The sequence below is a fragment of the Streptomyces actuosus genome, assembly GCF_016921115.1.
Taxonomy (GTDB): Bacteria; Actinomycetota; Actinomycetes; order Streptomycetales; family Streptomycetaceae; genus Streptomyces; species Streptomyces actuosus_A.
In genome coordinates this window covers 1-14,674 of sequence record NZ_JAFFZS010000018.1, presented here as the reverse complement: position 1 = coordinate 14,674, position 14,674 = coordinate 1, and the positions used below count along the sequence as shown (strand labels likewise).

General features: G+C 73.3%; 14 protein-coding genes. 7 read left to right on the top strand and 7 right to left on the bottom strand.

The genetic code is table 11. The features are described 5' to 3' along the window. Positions 1-138: 138 nt before the first annotated feature. From JS756_RS21875 to JS756_RS21865, 3 genes are all read right to left on the bottom strand, one after another. Positions 139-2,493 (bottom strand): ATP-binding SpoIIE family protein phosphatase, encoded by a 2,355-nt coding sequence (locus JS756_RS21875; RefSeq protein ID WP_205384855.1) that lies wholly within the window; start codon positions 2,491-2,493, stop codon positions 139-141. A gap of 209 nt (positions 2,494-2,702) precedes the next feature. After that, entirely contained in the window at positions 2,703-3,170 is a 468-nt protein-coding gene (locus tag JS756_RS21870; RefSeq protein ID WP_205384854.1) for a peroxiredoxin, read from the bottom strand. Further along, a complete protein-coding gene (locus JS756_RS21865) occupies positions 3,167-3,541 on the bottom strand; it encodes a DoxX-related protein (protein ID WP_205384853.1) in 375 nt (124 codons plus the stop codon). Before JS756_RS21865 ends, JS756_RS21870 begins: the two co-directional genes overlap by 4 nt. A gap of 438 nt (positions 3,542-3,979) precedes the next feature. Here JS756_RS21865 and JS756_RS21860 point away from each other — a divergent pair, with 438 nt between their 5' ends. The 3 genes from JS756_RS21860 to hemC all read left to right on the top strand — a co-directional run bounded on the left by JS756_RS21860 (position 3,980) and on the right by hemC (position 7,150). After that, positions 3,980-4,963 carry an ATP-dependent DNA ligase gene (locus JS756_RS21860; protein ID WP_307790882.1) on the top strand — a complete coding sequence of 328 codons (984 nt, stop codon included), beginning with the start codon at positions 3,980-3,982 and terminating at the stop codon, positions 4,961-4,963. Positions 4,964-5,093: 130 nt separating this feature from the next. After that, positions 5,094-5,870 carry an NPP1 family protein gene (locus JS756_RS21855; RefSeq protein ID WP_205384852.1) on the top strand — a complete coding sequence of 259 codons (777 nt, stop codon included), beginning with the start codon at positions 5,094-5,096 and terminating at the stop codon, positions 5,868-5,870. 344 nt (positions 5,871-6,214) lie between these two features. After that, positions 6,215-7,150, top strand: coding sequence for a hydroxymethylbilane synthase (gene hemC / locus JS756_RS21850; protein ID WP_205384851.1), 936 nt, complete (start codon positions 6,215-6,217; stop codon positions 7,148-7,150). A 366-nt stretch (positions 7,151-7,516) separates the two neighbouring features. On the opposite strand, the gene JS756_RS21845 is transcribed toward hemC, so the two are convergent. Further along, positions 7,517-8,038: a hypothetical protein gene (locus JS756_RS21845; protein WP_205384850.1), complete on the bottom strand. Its 522-nt coding sequence runs from the start codon at positions 8,036-8,038 to the stop codon at positions 7,517-7,519. Between the two features lie 512 nt (positions 8,039-8,550). On the opposite strand from JS756_RS21845, the gene JS756_RS21840 reads away from it, so the two are divergent. Then, positions 8,551-9,342: an RNA polymerase sigma factor SigF gene (locus JS756_RS21840; protein WP_205384849.1), complete on the top strand. Its 792-nt coding sequence runs from the start codon at positions 8,551-8,553 to the stop codon at positions 9,340-9,342. Positions 9,343-9,358: 16 nt separating this feature from the next. On the opposite strand, the gene JS756_RS21835 is transcribed toward JS756_RS21840, so the two are convergent. Next, positions 9,359-9,700: an ANTAR domain-containing protein gene (locus JS756_RS21835; RefSeq protein ID WP_205384848.1), complete on the bottom strand. Its 342-nt coding sequence runs from the start codon at positions 9,698-9,700 to the stop codon at positions 9,359-9,361. A gap of 120 nt (positions 9,701-9,820) precedes the next feature. Between JS756_RS21835 and JS756_RS21830 the strand changes: the two genes are divergently transcribed. Next, positions 9,821-10,624, top strand: a complete 804-nt coding sequence (locus JS756_RS21830; RefSeq protein ID WP_205384847.1) for a VOC family protein — start codon at positions 9,821-9,823, stop codon at positions 10,622-10,624. 103 nt (positions 10,625-10,727) lie between these two features. Here JS756_RS21830 and glgX read toward each other — a convergent pair whose 3' ends face one another. Together glgX and JS756_RS21820 are read right to left on the bottom strand one after the other, a co-directional pair. Beyond that, the gene (gene glgX / locus JS756_RS21825; RefSeq protein ID WP_205384950.1) at positions 10,728-12,845 is read right to left on the bottom strand and encodes a glycogen debranching protein GlgX; all 2,118 of its coding nucleotides are present in this window, start codon (positions 12,843-12,845) and stop codon (positions 10,728-10,730) included. A gap of 32 nt (positions 12,846-12,877) precedes the next feature. Further along, positions 12,878-13,381: a pep a2 gene (locus JS756_RS21820; protein ID WP_205384846.1), complete on the bottom strand. Its 504-nt coding sequence runs from the start codon at positions 13,379-13,381 to the stop codon at positions 12,878-12,880. 296 nt (positions 13,382-13,677) lie between these two features. Between JS756_RS21820 and JS756_RS21815 the strand changes: the two genes are divergently transcribed. Together JS756_RS21815 and JS756_RS21810 are read left to right on the top strand one after the other, a co-directional pair. Next, on the top strand, positions 13,678-13,974 hold the full coding sequence (locus JS756_RS21815; RefSeq protein WP_205384845.1) for a DUF5133 domain-containing protein: 297 nt from the start codon (positions 13,678-13,680) through the stop codon (positions 13,972-13,974). Between the two features lie 72 nt (positions 13,975-14,046). Continuing rightward, positions 14,047-14,674, top strand: a 628-nt coding sequence (locus tag JS756_RS21810; RefSeq protein ID WP_205384844.1) for a maltotransferase domain-containing protein, incomplete at its 3' end; no start/stop codon positions are given.

Sequence of the window (14,674 nt, the reverse complement as noted above, 5' to 3'; positions counted from 1 at the left end):
GCGGCGACCGCGCCCTCGGCGGCGCCGGGAACGCGCGCAGCGGCGGGCGGGGGCCTCGTGGCGGCCGACGGGTCTGTTCGCCGCAGCGACGGCACGGTGCGGGAGCGGCGCCGACCGTGCCGCGGGGCGCGCCGGGGGTCACTCGGGCAGCGGCTGCTCGGCCCAGATCGTCTTGCCGCCGGTGGTCTGCCGACTGCCCCAGCGCTGGGTGAGCTGCGCGACCAGCAGCAGGCCGCGCCCGCCCTCGTCGAAGGCGTGGGCCCGGCGCAGGTGCGGGGAGGTGGAACTGCCGTCGGACACCTCGCAGATCAGGGCGCGGTCGCGGATCAGCCGAAGCTGGATGGGCGGGGCGCCGTAGCGGATGGCGTTGGTGACGAGCTCACTGACGACCAGTTCGGTGACGAAGGCCGCGTCCTCCAGGCCCCAGGCGGCGAGCTGCTCGGTGGCGGCCTGCCGGGTGGCGGCCACGTGCGCCGGGTCCGGCGGCACGTCCCAGGTGGCGACCCGGTCGGCGCCGAGCGCGCGGGTGCGGGCCAGCAGCAGGGCGACGTCGTCCGCGGGTTCCTCCGGCAGGACGGCCTTGAGCACCCTGTCGCACAGGGTGTCGAGGTTCTCCGTGGGGGTGGTCAGCGCCCGGCGCAGCTCCTCGGTGGCCTGGTCGACGTCCTGATCGCGGTTCTCGACGAGGCCGTCGGTGTAGAGGGCGACGACGGAGCCCTCGGGCAGCTGGAGTTCGGCCGCCTCGAAGGGCAGGCCTCCCACTCCGAGCGGGGGTCCGGCGCTCATGGGCACGAGGTGCGCGGTGCCGTCGGGAAGGACGACGGCCGGCGCCGGGTGCCCGGCCGCGGCGAGGCGCAGGCTGCGGTCGACGGGGTCGTAGACGGCGTAGAGGCAGGTGGCGCCGAGTTCGGCGACCTCGCCGCCGTCACCGTTGGCGGCGAGGTGGGTGACGAGGTCGTCGAGGTGGGTGAGCAGTTCGTCCGGGGCGAGGTCGACGTCGGCGAGGGTGCGCACCGCCATGCACAGCCGGCCCATCGTCGCCGTGGAGGGGATTCCGTGGCCGACGACGTCGCCGACGACGAGCGCGACCCGGCTGCCGGAGAGCGGGATGACGTCGAACCAGTCGCCGCCGATCCCGGCGAGCGATCCGCACGGCAGGTAGCGGTGGGCGACGTCCACGGCGGCCTGACCGGGCAGTCCGCGCGGCAGCAGGCTGTGCTGGAGGACCAGGGCGGTGGTGCGTTCCCGCGCGAAGCGGCGGGCGTTGTCCACGCAGACGGCGGCCCTGCTGGCCAGTTCCTCGGCGAGGGCGGCGTCGTCGTCGGCGTACGGCCGCGGCTGCGTGATCCGCACCGCCACCGCCACGCCGAGGATCGTTCCGCGGGCCCGCAGCGGCACCGCGAGCAGGGAGTGGGCGCCCTCGCGGTAGGAGCTGCCCTCGGGGGCGTGGGCGTCGCGTTCCGCGACCCAGCGGTCGAAGCCGGGGTCGCCGGCGCCGCTGAGTACGGGCCGGCCCTCGCGCAGAGCGCGGGCGGGCGGCGAGTACGGCGGGTAGAGGTCCGTCTCACCGAGCCGGACGGACGCCTCCGGGGTGCCCTGGTGGGAGGAGCCGTGGGCGACGCGCCGCAGGACGATCTCCTCGGGCGCCGCGGCGGGCGGTTCGTCCGCGCCGAGCACCCACTCCAGCAGGTCGACGCTGACGAAGTCGGCGAACCGGGGGGTGACCAGGGAGACGAGTTCCTCGGCGGTGCGGACCACGTCGAGGGTGGTGCCGATGGTGGTCGCGGCCTCGTTGAGGAGGGCGAGCCGCTGCCGGGCCCAGTACTGGTCGGTGCTGTCGAAGGCGGCGAGGCCGACGCCGGTGAGTTCGTCGCGGGCGTCGCGGACCGGCCACATCTCGATGTTCCAGGCGTGTTCCCGCAGGCCGGTGGGCGCGCGGACGAAACTCTCGTAGCGGACGGGGCAGCCGGTGCGGGCGACCTCGCGCAGATGCCCGAGAAGACCCTGGCTGTGCTCGGTGTCCTCGGCGGTGTCGGCGTAGTGCCGGCCGAGCAGGTCCTCCTGGTCGACGCCCAGCACCTGACAGGTGGCGTCGTTGAGTCTCAGGTAGCGCTGGCGGGTGTCGAAGACGGACATCGACATCGAGGCCTGCTGGAAGGCCTGCCCGGCCAGCGTCGGCTCGTGGCCGGCGGACGGCCCGGTCCCGGCCGACGGCTCGGCGGTCACCGCGTACGCGTACGGGGTGCCGTCCGCGCCCTGCAGCGGGCAGCCTCTGATCCGCACGGACACGGCGGAGCCGTCGCGGTGCCGGAGCAGGACGGTGCCGATCAGGGACCGCAGCACCCGGGGTGGCAGGGGCTCGGCGAGCAGGTCGCGCGCGGACCGCCCGACGGCTTCCTCGGCCCGGCGTCCGGTCAGCCGCCGGGCGCCCTCGCTCCACCCGGTCACCACACCCCGCGTATCGACGACCGCCGCGGCGGCGACTTGCTCCATATCGCCAGGATGGTCCTCTTGGCCTGACGCTTCAACCATTCGGCACCCGCGCAGCTCAGGAGGGCCGTGCAGGGCCGGCAACACGGCTCCCCCCGCGGGCGGCGGACGCGTGCGCGGATTCCGAGGGGCGGTCGTGACCGGTCACCGTGCGTGACCCCCGCCCCGGCGAGCGGGCCGGGGCGGGGCGGGCCGGGCCCGGGAGGGGCGGATCAGCCCCGGTGGGCCCGCAGGGCGGCGAGGGCCCGGTCGGCGTGGATGTTCATGCGGAGCTCGCTGCGGACGACCTCCAGGACGGTGAGGTCCTCGGCGATGACGAACGTGGCCCTGCGCGTGGGGGCCAGGGTGACGCCGCGCTGCACGCCGAACCGCTTGCGGACCGTACCGTCGACGTCGGACAGCAGCGTCATGCCGAGGCCGTGGCGGCCGGCGAACTCCTGCTGCCGCTCGACGGCGTCACCGCTGATCCCGACCGCGCGGGCGCCGACCGCGGCGAACTCGGCGGCCAGGTCGCGGAAGTGGCAGGCCTCGGCGGTGCAGCCGGGCGTCAGGGCGGCCGGGTAGAAGAAGAGCACGACGGGCCCGCCGCTCAGCAGCTTCGACAGCCTGCGGGGCGTTCCGGTCTCGTCGGGCAGCTCGAAGTCCTCGATCCGGTCACCGGCCTGCGGCAGGGCACTCACGCGCGCCCCCCGGCGGTGCGGGCGACACCACGGGCCCACAGGACCAGGGGCACCTGCAGCGGCAGCCGCCCGACAGCGGCGGCCCGCTGCGGGGTGGGCCGGTCGCGCCAGTCCACCGCCATCTTCACATTGGCGGGGAAGACACCGACGAAGAACCCGGCCGCGGCGAGGGCCGCCCGGCGCCGGGTGCGGGGCAGGGCGACGCCGGCCGCGAGGGCGAGCTCGGCAGCACCGCTGACGTAGGTCCAGGCCCGGGGCGAGCCGGGCAGTGAGCGCGGCACGATCGCATCGAACTGGCGCGGGGCGGCGAAGTGGGCGGCACCCGCGGCGGCCAGCAGACCGGCGAGCAGCAGGGGCGAGCGTGGGGACACGGGTCCTCCCGAGGGGGCGACGGCCTGGCGCGCGATATTACTGGACGGTAGGCGAGGCTCGGACCACTGGGGTGCCCCGGCGGTCCCGACATCGCCGCCGGAGCCGTCGGTGCCGCTGCTCCCCGTCGTCCGCGGCGGTGAGCACGGGAAGCCGCCGACCGTGCGGCGGAAAGGGGTGGCCGGCCGGCGCAGTTCCTCGGGCGTCCGGTCGGCGCCCGCGAGCCGCATGCCGCGTGCACCGGCGTCCCGGCCGCCGCCCCCGACCAGTCGTTGCGCGAGTCGACCGATTGCCGCCCGAGGGCTCGCTCGGGCGATCCGCCGCCACGACCCGGCGGGCAGCGGATCGGGGGGTGGACACGGCCGGCCGGGCGGCGCCGTTCAGGGGAAACCCGCGGGCCGGACGCGTGCCCGGGCGCGCGGGTGTCGACACCTTCGACCGTGACCCTGCCGCTGATCTCCCCCATGCTCGCGACCCCCGGCACCCTGCCGCCCGCCGGACAGGACGCGCGCTGGGCGTACGAGACCAAGCAGGACGGGCAGCGGGTGGTGGCCTATCTGGCCGGCGACGGCAGCGTGGTGCTGCGGGCCCGGTCCGGAGACATCGTCACCGCCGCCTACCCCGAGCTGCTACCACTGGGGGGCACACTCGGCGCCACCGCCGCAGTGCTGGACGGCGAGGTGTTGGTGCTCGACGCGCACGGTCGCGCCGACTTCCAGGCTCTCCAGTCCCGCATGGGGCTGACCCACGCCCCGCGCCGCGCGGCCCGCCGGGCCGCCGAGGCGCCGGTACACCTGGCGCTGTTCGACGTGATGCACCTCGCCGGACACCCGCTGCTCGCACTGCCGTACGTGCGGCGCCGCGCGATCCTCCGGGATCTCGGACTGGACGGGGAGTACTGGTCGACTCCGGCCGCGCTCGTCGGCCACGGCGCCGAGGCCCTGCACGCCACGCGGGAGCACGGCCTGGAGGGCCTGGTGTGCAAGCGGCTCGACTCGGTGTACGAACCGGGGGTGCGCTCCCGCTCCTGGATCAAGATCCGCAACATGCGCGGCGAGGACGTGATCGTCGGCGGCTGGCTGCCCGGCAGGGGCCGGCTGTCCGGACTTCCCGGCGCGGTCCTGGTGGGGCAGCGGACGCCGGCCGGGTCGCTGCGTCACGTCGGAGCCGTCGGGACGGGGTGGAGCGAGGCCGAGCGGGAGCAACTGGCCCTGCTGCTGCGGAAGCTGGCCTCCGACGTCTGCCCCTTCACCCCCGCGCCCCGGACGGCGGACGCGCACTGGGTGCTGCCCCGGCTGGTCGGAGAGGTCCGCTACAGCACCCGTACCCGCGCGGGTCTGCTGCGCCAGCCGTCGTGGCTGCGGCTGCGCCAGGACCTCACCCCCGAGGAGTCGGCGGCCGACCTGCCCGGCCCGCCCACGTGACCCCGCTGTTGGGCCGATCTTCACCACGGATGCACCCACGCCCTCTTGGCGCGGACATGCAAACTGCGGGAGGCTGAACCCCCTTACCCCCCACAGCCGTTGGGCTGCGCCCGATACAGAGGAGGACGCAGTGTCGTCACCCGCGTTCCGGACCCACCGCAGGAGATGGCTCACCGGACTGGGCGCGGCTCTCGCGCTCGTCGTCGCCTTCCCCGCCACGGCATTCGCCGCACCTCCGGGGGCACTGCCCTCGGTCGCGAACCCGCTGGAGCGCACCTTCCAGCCCGCGTTCGACTACGACACCGACGGCTGCTACGCCACCCCGGCGATCGGCGCGGACGGCTCGATCAATCCCGGCCTGAAGCCGACCGGCGCCCTCAACGGCAACTGCCGCGACGCCGCCGACCTCGACAACACCAACAGCTACTCCCGCTCCGCCTGCAACAACGGCTGGTGCGCCATCATCTACGGGTTGTACTTCGAGAAGGACCAGGCGATCTGGGGCATCGGCCTCGGCGGGCACCGGCACGACTGGGAACACGTCGTGGTGTGGGTGCGCGACAACCGGGTCGAGTACGTCTCCACCTCCAACCACGGCTCGTTCACCGTGCACGCCGCCTCGCAGGTCCGCTTCGAGGGCACCCACCCGAAGGTCGTCTACCACAAGGACGGAATCCGCACGCACTGCTTCCGTCTGGCGAACGGGAACGACGAGCCCCCGGAGAACCACAAGGGCACCTGGCAGTACCCGGCGCTGGTCGGCTGGAACGGATACCCCGCGGGCCTGCGCGACAAGCTGAGCGCCTACGACTTCGGCAGCGCCCACTTCGGCCTGAAGGACGGCTCCTTCGCCTCCCATCTCGCCGAGGCGAAGCCGTCGGGCATCGCCTTCGACACCAACGTGTAGGTCCGGCCCGCGACACGGCGGGCAGGCCCCACCGCCGGGCCGGGCCGCCCGCCCCGGGCCCGCACCGGCCGGCGGACGCCGGGAATCAGGGCCGTGGTGCCCCGGGCACACCGCCCGTGGCACCACCTGCGGGCATCTCCCGCAAACGCCGCGGATGCGGGACGCCTCATCTCGGGCACGGGCGGCCGGCGCGGCGCTCCGGCCGAACGGCCCGAGCGGCGCTCCGGCCGAACGGCCCGCCCGCGGCGGGGATCCCCGGTCGGCCGGGAGTTCGCCCGGAGACCGGGCGGCCGTCCGGCCGGAGCACGGCATGCCGAGCCCCCGGAGGGTCTATCGTGTCTCGCATGCCCGTTCCGGAACAGATCCGCATCGTCTCCCGCGACTCGCCCATGGCCCTGGCCCAAGTGGAGCGTGTCCGGGCCGAGTTGACCGCAGTGCACCCCGGAGTGAGCACCTCGGTCGTACCGGTGAGGACCACCGGCGACAAGTGGCTCGGCGACCTGTCCCAGGTGGAGGGCAAGGGCGCGTTCACCAAGGAGGTCGACGCGGCGCTGCTGGCCGGTGAGGCCGATCTGGCCGTGCACTGCGTCAAGGACGTGCCCGCCGACCGGCCGCTGCCCGCCGGCACGGTGTTCGCGGCCTTCCTCGCACGGGACGACATCCGCGACGCGCTCGTCCACCCCGGCGGGCTCACCCTCGACGAGCTGCCGCCCGGCACCCGCGTGGGCACCTCATCGGTCCGCCGCGTCGCCCAGCTCGCCGCCACCCACCCGCACCTGCGGTGCGTCCCGTTCCGCGGCAACGCCAACCGGCGCCTGGAGAAACTGGCGGCGGGCGAGGCGGACGCGCTGCTTCTCGCGGTGTCCGGGCTGGAGCGGATCGGGCGGCGGGACGTGATCAGCGAGATGCTCCCCCCGGAGACGATGATGCCGCCGATCGGCGCGGGCATCCTCGCCCTGCAGTGCCGTGAGGACGACACCGACCTCATCGACGCCGTCAGCGCGCTCGGCCACCCGGACACCCACCGGGAGGCCACCGCGGAGCGGATGTTCCTGCATGTGCTGCAGGGCCACTGCAACAGCCCCATCGCCGGTTACGCGCGGGTCGACCGCAGTGGCGAACTCTCCCTCCGCGCCTGCGTGTTCACCCCGGACGGCAAGACCCGGCTGAACGCCCACGAGTGGGCCGGGCGGCTGGATCCCGCCACCCTCGGCACCTCGGTCGCGGTGGCGCTCCTGCGCCAGGGCGCCCGCGAGATCATCGACGGCATCGCGCACTGAGCGCTCCGCTGCGAGTGCCGTGCGCGACGTCGGTCGACCTGGGCGCCGTCCTGGCCGGCCACGGCGGTTCCCCGCGCCCCGTTCGGGGCGCTGCCGAACCGCCGTGGCCGTCGCCCGACCTGCTCAGGCGGGACAGATGAAGCGCTTCCCGGAGTTGCCGGCAGGAGACGGACCGACGTCCGGAGCACGTTCCCTCGCGTGCGGGGCGGAGAGGGTCCGCGCGGCGGAGCCGTGCCCGGCTTCCCGCGGGGCGCGGGGAGCGCGCGGGCAGGGTGTCGTGATGCGCCGGAGCCCGGTCGCGACTCGGCCCGCTCCGCGGGCGTCCGGACCCGGCACCGCCTGACCGGTGCCGGAGGCCGGCACCGGTCAGGCGGTGCCCTCCTCGGCCTGGTCGCGCAGGTAGTTGCTCACCTGGAGGGCCAGGCACTCCCGGCCCGGGCCGGGGAGGGAACTGCTGGGCCCCTCCTGCAGGCCGAGGGCGCCGCTCCACATGCGCCGGCCGGTCCAGTCCTCCTCGACGCGCAGTTGGACCTGTACGTCGATCTGGCCGAGCAGGGCCTCGGGGCCCGCGGCGTAGATCCGGGCGGTGGCGCGGCGCAGCGGGTAGACGTCGAAGCCCTCGACGAACTGCGAGTTGCGCCAGTCGATGAAGGCGCTCTCGCCGTCGGGCCCGATCCGTACGTCGATCTGGCCGTCCTCCAGGTGGACGCCGAGCGGCCGTTCGCCGCGGTTCTCGACGACGATGCGGAGCCGGAAGTAGGTCAGCCCCTCCGCCGCGTCGTCCCGTCCGCGCGGCGGGTCGGCCGGCTCAAGACGGTGGACGCGGACGCGCAGGCCGGGATGTTCGTCGTAGTCCTGCCAGTCCCCGACCACGTTCGGCTCGTACACAATCCACCTCTCGACCTCTTGAAGCTGCTTCCTATCCAGGCGCTCAGCACACTGTCAAATGGGCAGAATGCGCTGTGGCCAGGGCGTTCGCGCCCGGTGATCGGTGATCAAGCCGTGCCCAGCGGGAATCCGGAAACCGGCCGCACGCCCCGTTCGGCGGGCGTGCCGCACATCACGTCGACGGTCGGGACGAGCGGGTGGTCCGGCCACGGCGGGCCCGGCCCGGAGCCGGTCCGTCCGCTCCGTCGCCGCACCGGGCCGCCGCCGCGCCCGGCCGGCGGCGAGCCACCCCGCTCCCGGCCGCTCAACGGGGTCCGGCTCCTCCGAGGCGTGTCACGCTGTGTGCGTTTTGCTCCTCAAGCCCGATATGGGAGAATCGTTCGGACAGTGCTTCGGACAGCAGGCACCTCCGCGGGAGTCGGCCCGGCCGGTTCCGACGGGGTCCGCCCACTCCGAGCACGCACCTCCTGCGGGTCTGTTCCCACCGGCACCTGCTGAGGGAGGCACGCACGATGCGCACCGCCGGCAGTACGAACCAGCATCCGCACCACGACGCCCCCGACACCGGCGAGGCCTTCACCCGACTGGCCGAGCTGCCCGACGGGCCGCAGCGTCGGGCCCTGCGCGACGAACTGGTGGAACTGTGGCTGCCCATGGCCGAGCGGATCGCCGTCCGGTTCCGCGGACGCGGTGAGAACCTGGAGGATCTCTACCAGGTCGCGGCACTCGGCCTGGTCAAGGCGGTCGACCACTACGACCCCGCACGCGGCCGGGCCTTCGAGGCGTACGCCGTCCCCACGATCACCGGCGAGATCAAGCGGCACTTCCGTGACCACATGTGGACCCTGCACGTCCCCCGCCGTGTCCAGGACCTGCGCAATCGCGTCCGGCGCGCGGCCAAGGAGGTGGCCCAGACCACTCCCGGACGGGCGCCGACCCTCGCGGAGATCGCCGAGCACGCCCAGCTCAGCGAGGAGGAGGTGCACACCGGGATGGAGGCGCTGGAGTGCTTCTCCGCGCTGTCGCTGGACGCCGAGATGCCCGGCACCGACGGCTACGCACTGGCCGACGCGCTCGGCGGCCCCGACCCCGGCTACGACACCGTCGTCGACCGGGTGGCCGTCAAGCCCTGCATCGAGGCACTGCCCGAGCGCGAGCGCACCATCCTCTACCTCCGGTTCTTCAAGGGCATGACGCAGAGCCGCATCGCCGAGCAGCTCGGGATCTCCCAGATGCACGTCTCACGGCTGCTGAGCGGCTGCTTCGCCCACCTGCGCGAGGAGATCCTCACCGAAGCCCGCTGAGCCCGCCGCACACGGCTCAGCCGGGCGGGGCCCCCGGGATCTCCGTGGGCCCGTGCCGTTCCAGTGCCTCCGCCAGTTCGGCCGCGATACCCTCGGGCATCCTGCCGCTCCTCCCCCAGATCAGGATCAGCTCCGCCACATGGCGCAGTTTGATGTTGGTGTGCTGGGAGACCTCCTTCAGCACCAGCCACCCCTGATCCGGCGTCACCCGGCCGAGCGCCACGATCATCCCGATGGCCTGATCGACCACGGCATGAGAGGACACGGCCTCCTTCAGCTGATCCACTTCTTCCTGAAGCTCGAAAAGCCGGTCCGTTTCACCGTCCGGCTCCCGCGGTACCCGTGTCACGCTTCCCATCCTCGTCGTGCCCGCCTCGTGGCGCTACCGGGCGTACTCGACAGGCGCGCGGGAGGGGTCCGGCCGGAGACTGGTGAAGGGCCGGTGGCCGCCGGCCGACGAGATCAGGACGCGAGTGCCATGAACCACGACACTGCCCGCACCCCCCGTACGACGGAGGTCGTCTCCACCCGCTCGGTCTTCGGCGCACCCTGCTGGGTGAGTCTGACCAGCCGCGATCTCGAAGCGACCCAGGACTTCTACGGAGCCGTCCTGGGCTGGCGATGGCGCAGGGCGAAACTCGGCGACCACTTCCGCATCGCCTTGGTGGACGACGTGCCGGTCGCCGGGATCGCCGCCGTCGCCGCGATGTGGCAGATGGCCGTCGCCTGGACCCCCTACTTCGCCGTGCCCAGCGCGGACGAGGCGGCGAGCCGGGTCCGCGAGCGCGGCGGGACCGCGGCCGTGGGACCGATCTCGTTGCCCCCCGGGCGAGCGGCGCTGCTCGCGGACCGGGACGGCGCGACCTTCGGGGTGTGGGAGGGCGACCTGGTCAGCAACTGGGAGCGCTGGCGGCAGGCGGCCCCGGCCTTCATCCGGCTGCACACCCGCGACGCCTTCGCCGCCGCGATCTTCTACGGCGAGATCCTCGACTGGGCCTCGGACCGCCCGGGCTGCTGCGAGGTGCACTACGAGGGCGGCGAGGTCGTGCTGCGCAGCCGCGGCGACATCGTGGCCCGCATCGTGTCGGGGGCGCTGGAGGCGGCGCCCGACCCGACGATCCGCCCGCACTGGCAGGTCCACTTCGCCGTCCCGGACGTGGCCGCCTGCGCCCGCGCGGCCGAACGGAACGGCGGAAGCGTCCTGGGCAAGGCCGCCGACGAGGCGGTGCTGCGCGACGCCGACGGAGCCCAGTTCACGGTGACCTCCCGCCCCCTGCGGTGACCGGCGGCACCCCGACGGCACCGGAGTGGGGAACGGGTTCGGGGCCGGTCCTCCGCAAAGGACCGGCCCCGAACGCGTGGGGGCCGGCGGCCCCCGCGCCCCTCTATGCTCCGCCCGCCGGCGGCCGTGACAGGACGACCAGGCTGCGGGCCGCCACGGCGACGTCGGTGGCCGCCTTGTACTCCGTCTCGTCGGGGACCCCGTCCGGTTCGGCGGTGTCCACGCACACCGTCCACCGTTCGCCGTACGCGGTGCCCGGCAGGCGGAAGACGACGGGCTCCCAGTAGCTGTTGCACAGCACCAGGAACGAGTCGTCGACGACCGGCCGACCGTAGCGGTCGGGCTCGGCGATCGCGTCCCCGTTGAGGAAGACGCCGACGCAGTGCGCGTCGGAGCGCTGCCAGTCCTCGTCGGCCATCTCGGTGGCGTCCGGCAGCAGCCACACCATGTCGGGCAGCGGCTGGCCGGCGTACGTGGCCGTCTCTCCACGGAAGAAGTGGCGCCGGCGCAGTACGGGATGACCGGCACGGAGCGCGATCAGCCGGCGGGTGAAGTCGGTGAGGTCCTCCTGCTCCTCGGTCAACCGCCAGTCGATCCAGGACACTTCGTTGTCCTGGCAGTACGCGTTGTTGTTGCCGCGCTGGGTCCGGCCGAGTTCGTCGCCGTGACCGATCATCGGGATGCCCTGCGACAGCAGCAGCGTGGCCATCAGGTTGCGCTGCTGCCGTCCGCGCAGCTCCAGCACGGCCGGGTCGGCGGTCTCGCCCTCCACACCGCAGTTCCAGGAGCGGTTGTGGTTCTCGCCGTCCCGGTTGTCCTCGCCGTTGGCCCCGTTGTGCTTGTCGTTGTAGGAGACGAGGTCGCGCAGGGTGAAACCGTCGTGCGCGGTCACGAAGTTGACGCTGGCCCGCGGCCGGCGGCGGCTGTGCTGGTACAGGTCGGAGGATCCGGCCAGCCGGGAGGCGAACTCACCGAGCGAGCCGGGCTCGGCACGCCAGAAGTCCCGCACCGCGTCCCGGTAGCGGCCGTTCCACTCCGACCACAGTGGCGGGAAGTTGCCCACCTGGTATCCGCCCTCGCCGACGTCCCAGGGCTCGGCGATCAGCTTCACCCGGCTGATGACCGGATCCTGCTGGATGAGGTCGAAGAACGCGGAGAGCCGGTCCACCTCGTGGAACTGCCGGGCCAGCGTGGCGGCGAGGTCGAAGCGGAAGCCGTCGACATGCATCTCGGTCACCCAGTACCGCAGCGAGTCCATGATCAGCTGTAGTACGTAGGGGTGCCGCATCAGCAGGCTGTTGCCGGTGCCGGTGGTGTCGTAGTAGTGCTCCCAGTCGCCGTCCACCAGCCGGTAGTACGAGGCGTTGTCGATCCCGCGGAAGGAGAGGGTGGGACCCTTCCCGTTGCCCTCGGCGGTGTGGTTGTAGACGACGTCGAGGATGACCTCCAGCCCGGCCGCGTGCAGCGTCTTGACCATCGACTTGAACTCCGCGACCTGCTGTCCGCGACTGCCGTGGGCGGCATAGGCGTTGTGCGGGGCGAAGAAGCCGATGGTGTTGTAGCCCCAGTAGTTCGACAGCCCGCGGTCCTGGAGGACCCCGTCGTCGACGTACTGGTGGACCGGCATCAGCTCCACCGCGGTCACCCCGAGCGAGGTCAGGTGCTGCACCACGGCGGGATGGGCCAGGCCCGCGTAGGTGCCGCGCAGTTCGCGGGGCACGTCGGGGTGGGTGCGGGTCAGTCCCCGCACATGGGCCTCGTAGACGACGCTGTCGGCGTACGACCTGCGTGGCGGGCGGTCGTCGCCCCAGTCGAAGTACGGGTCGGTGACCACGCCCAGCATGGTGTGCCCGGCGCTGTCGGCCGGGTCGGGACCGCCGGGGGCCCGCTCGTACAGCGAGGGGTGGTTGTCGATCTGCCCGTCCACGGCCCGCGCGTACGGGTCCAGGAGCAGTTTCGCCGGATTGCACCGGTGGCCCAGAGCCGGGTCCCACGGTCCGTGTACCCGGTAGCCGTAGCGCTGGCCCGGACCGACGCCGGGCAGGTAGCAGTGCCAGACGAAACCGTCGACCTCGGTCACCGGGACGCGGCGGGTGCTCCCGCCGTCGTCGAAGAGGATCAGCTCGACCCCCTCGGCGACCTCGCTGAAGAGGGCGAAGTTGGTGCCCTGGCCGTCGTAGGCGGCACCCAGCGGGTAGGGGTGCCCGCTCCAAGCGGGCACCCCTGCCGTGGTCCTGCGTCGCGAGCGTGCGGTCACCGTGCGGCCTCCAGGACGCCGCTGTCCGGGCCGGCCGCGACGGCGACCGGTACCTCGCGGGGCACCTGCCGCACCTCCCGCAGGCGCGGGGCGGGCGAGACGGGCACGAGGGGCTCGCTGTCGCCGGCGCGGGCGCGCCGCGAGAACCAGATGACCTTGCTGCCGGTGTCGGTGGCACAGCAGCCCCAGCCGTCGCTCACGGCGGCGATGCGTTCCAGGCACCCGCGCAGCTCCTGATCGGGGCGCAGGTCGCTGTCGTTCTCCCCGACGGCGGTGATCAGATGCTGGCCGTTCCACCACATCTCGATGGAGGTGTTCTTGTCGGTGGCGTGCTCGTCGATGGCCCTCAGCAGCAGCTCGGCGCTGCGGCAGACCGGCTCGACAAGAGTGTCCAGATCCCAGTACCGGAGGTGCGCGGCCAGAATGCGCCTGATCTGTCCGACCCGTTCCGGGCTGACTTCCACGTCGAGGTGGTAGTAGCAGGGCACTGCGGTCTTCATCGTCGTTGGCTCCTCACCCGCGACGCTCCCGCTTCCTCCCGGCCCCGCGGGCCGAGACCCCGAACACGAAGCGTGAGCGGTATTCGCTCCTGAGTAACCCCAACCATGCGGCGGCTACGCCATTCGTGCAACACGAGCGCACCACGACCAAGATCCAACAGGACGCTGGGTCATGCGCCGTGCACCATAAGTGAAGGCCACGAGAGGTTTGACGAGTCCGCGCCTCTGCCTGCCCGGCCGGCCGGCCCGTTCCCCGGGCGGCGTACCTCTCGCATTCCCGGAAGGTGAACAGCGCCATGCTGCTACCCGCGAAAGCCGAAGTGTCCCGGCATCTGCAGCGCTACCGGGCCTGGGAACGCGCGATGCTCGCCGCGCCCGCGGACCGCTCGGTGCGAGCCACCTTCGAGGACTCCGGCTACACCCTCTGCGTGCTCATGGGCAAGCGGTGCGCGCGGGAGGCCGCCGACGCCGCCGAGAGCTATCTGCGGTCCGGTTCGGAGACCTCCCCGCGAACGCAGGGCCCGCGGAGGGCGAAAAACGTCGCGCGCAGGAGTGGAACGCGCCCGAATCGGCGTTTCCCGGCGGGGCATTAGGCCTCCTCCGGTGCAGCGTGGTCATCCAAAATCCGGGCGGCGCCCCGGAATCGAGCACGGCGGAGGTTCACCATGAAGTCCACCCGGCCCATCGGGCGCATTCCGGTGCGCGACGTCGATCCGCTTGTGGAGTGCGGAAGGCGACCGGCGAAGGCGGTCGTGGGCGAGACCTTCCTGATCTCCGCCACCGTGTTCCGCGAGGGGCACGACGCGGTCGCCGCGAACGTCGTGCTGAAGGACCCCGAGGGCCGCAAGCGCCCCTGGATCGCGATGCGCGAGCTGGCCCCGGGGACCGACCGGTGGGGTGCCGAGGTGGCCCTGGACGCGGAGGGCCGCTGGACGTACACGGTGGAGGCGTGGAGCGACCCCGTCACCACCTGGCGCCGGACCGCTGCCGTCAAGATCCCGGCCGGCGTCGACGTCGGTCTGGTCCTGGAGGAGGGCGGCCAGCTTTTCGAGCGAGCGGCGGCCCGAGCCCCGCGCGGTGAGGCCCGCACGGTCCTGCGGACGGCCGCGCGGACGCTGCTGGACGACTCGTTGCCCGTCGGGAAGCGCCATGCCGCAGCGCTGTCGCCGGAGGTGGGTGCGGTGCTGGAGCGGCATCCGTTGCGGGAGCTGGTGACGGCGTCGGCGCCGTTGGGGTTGCTGGTGGAGCGGGAGCGGGCGCTGTACGGCGCGTGGTACGAGTTCTTCCCGCGGT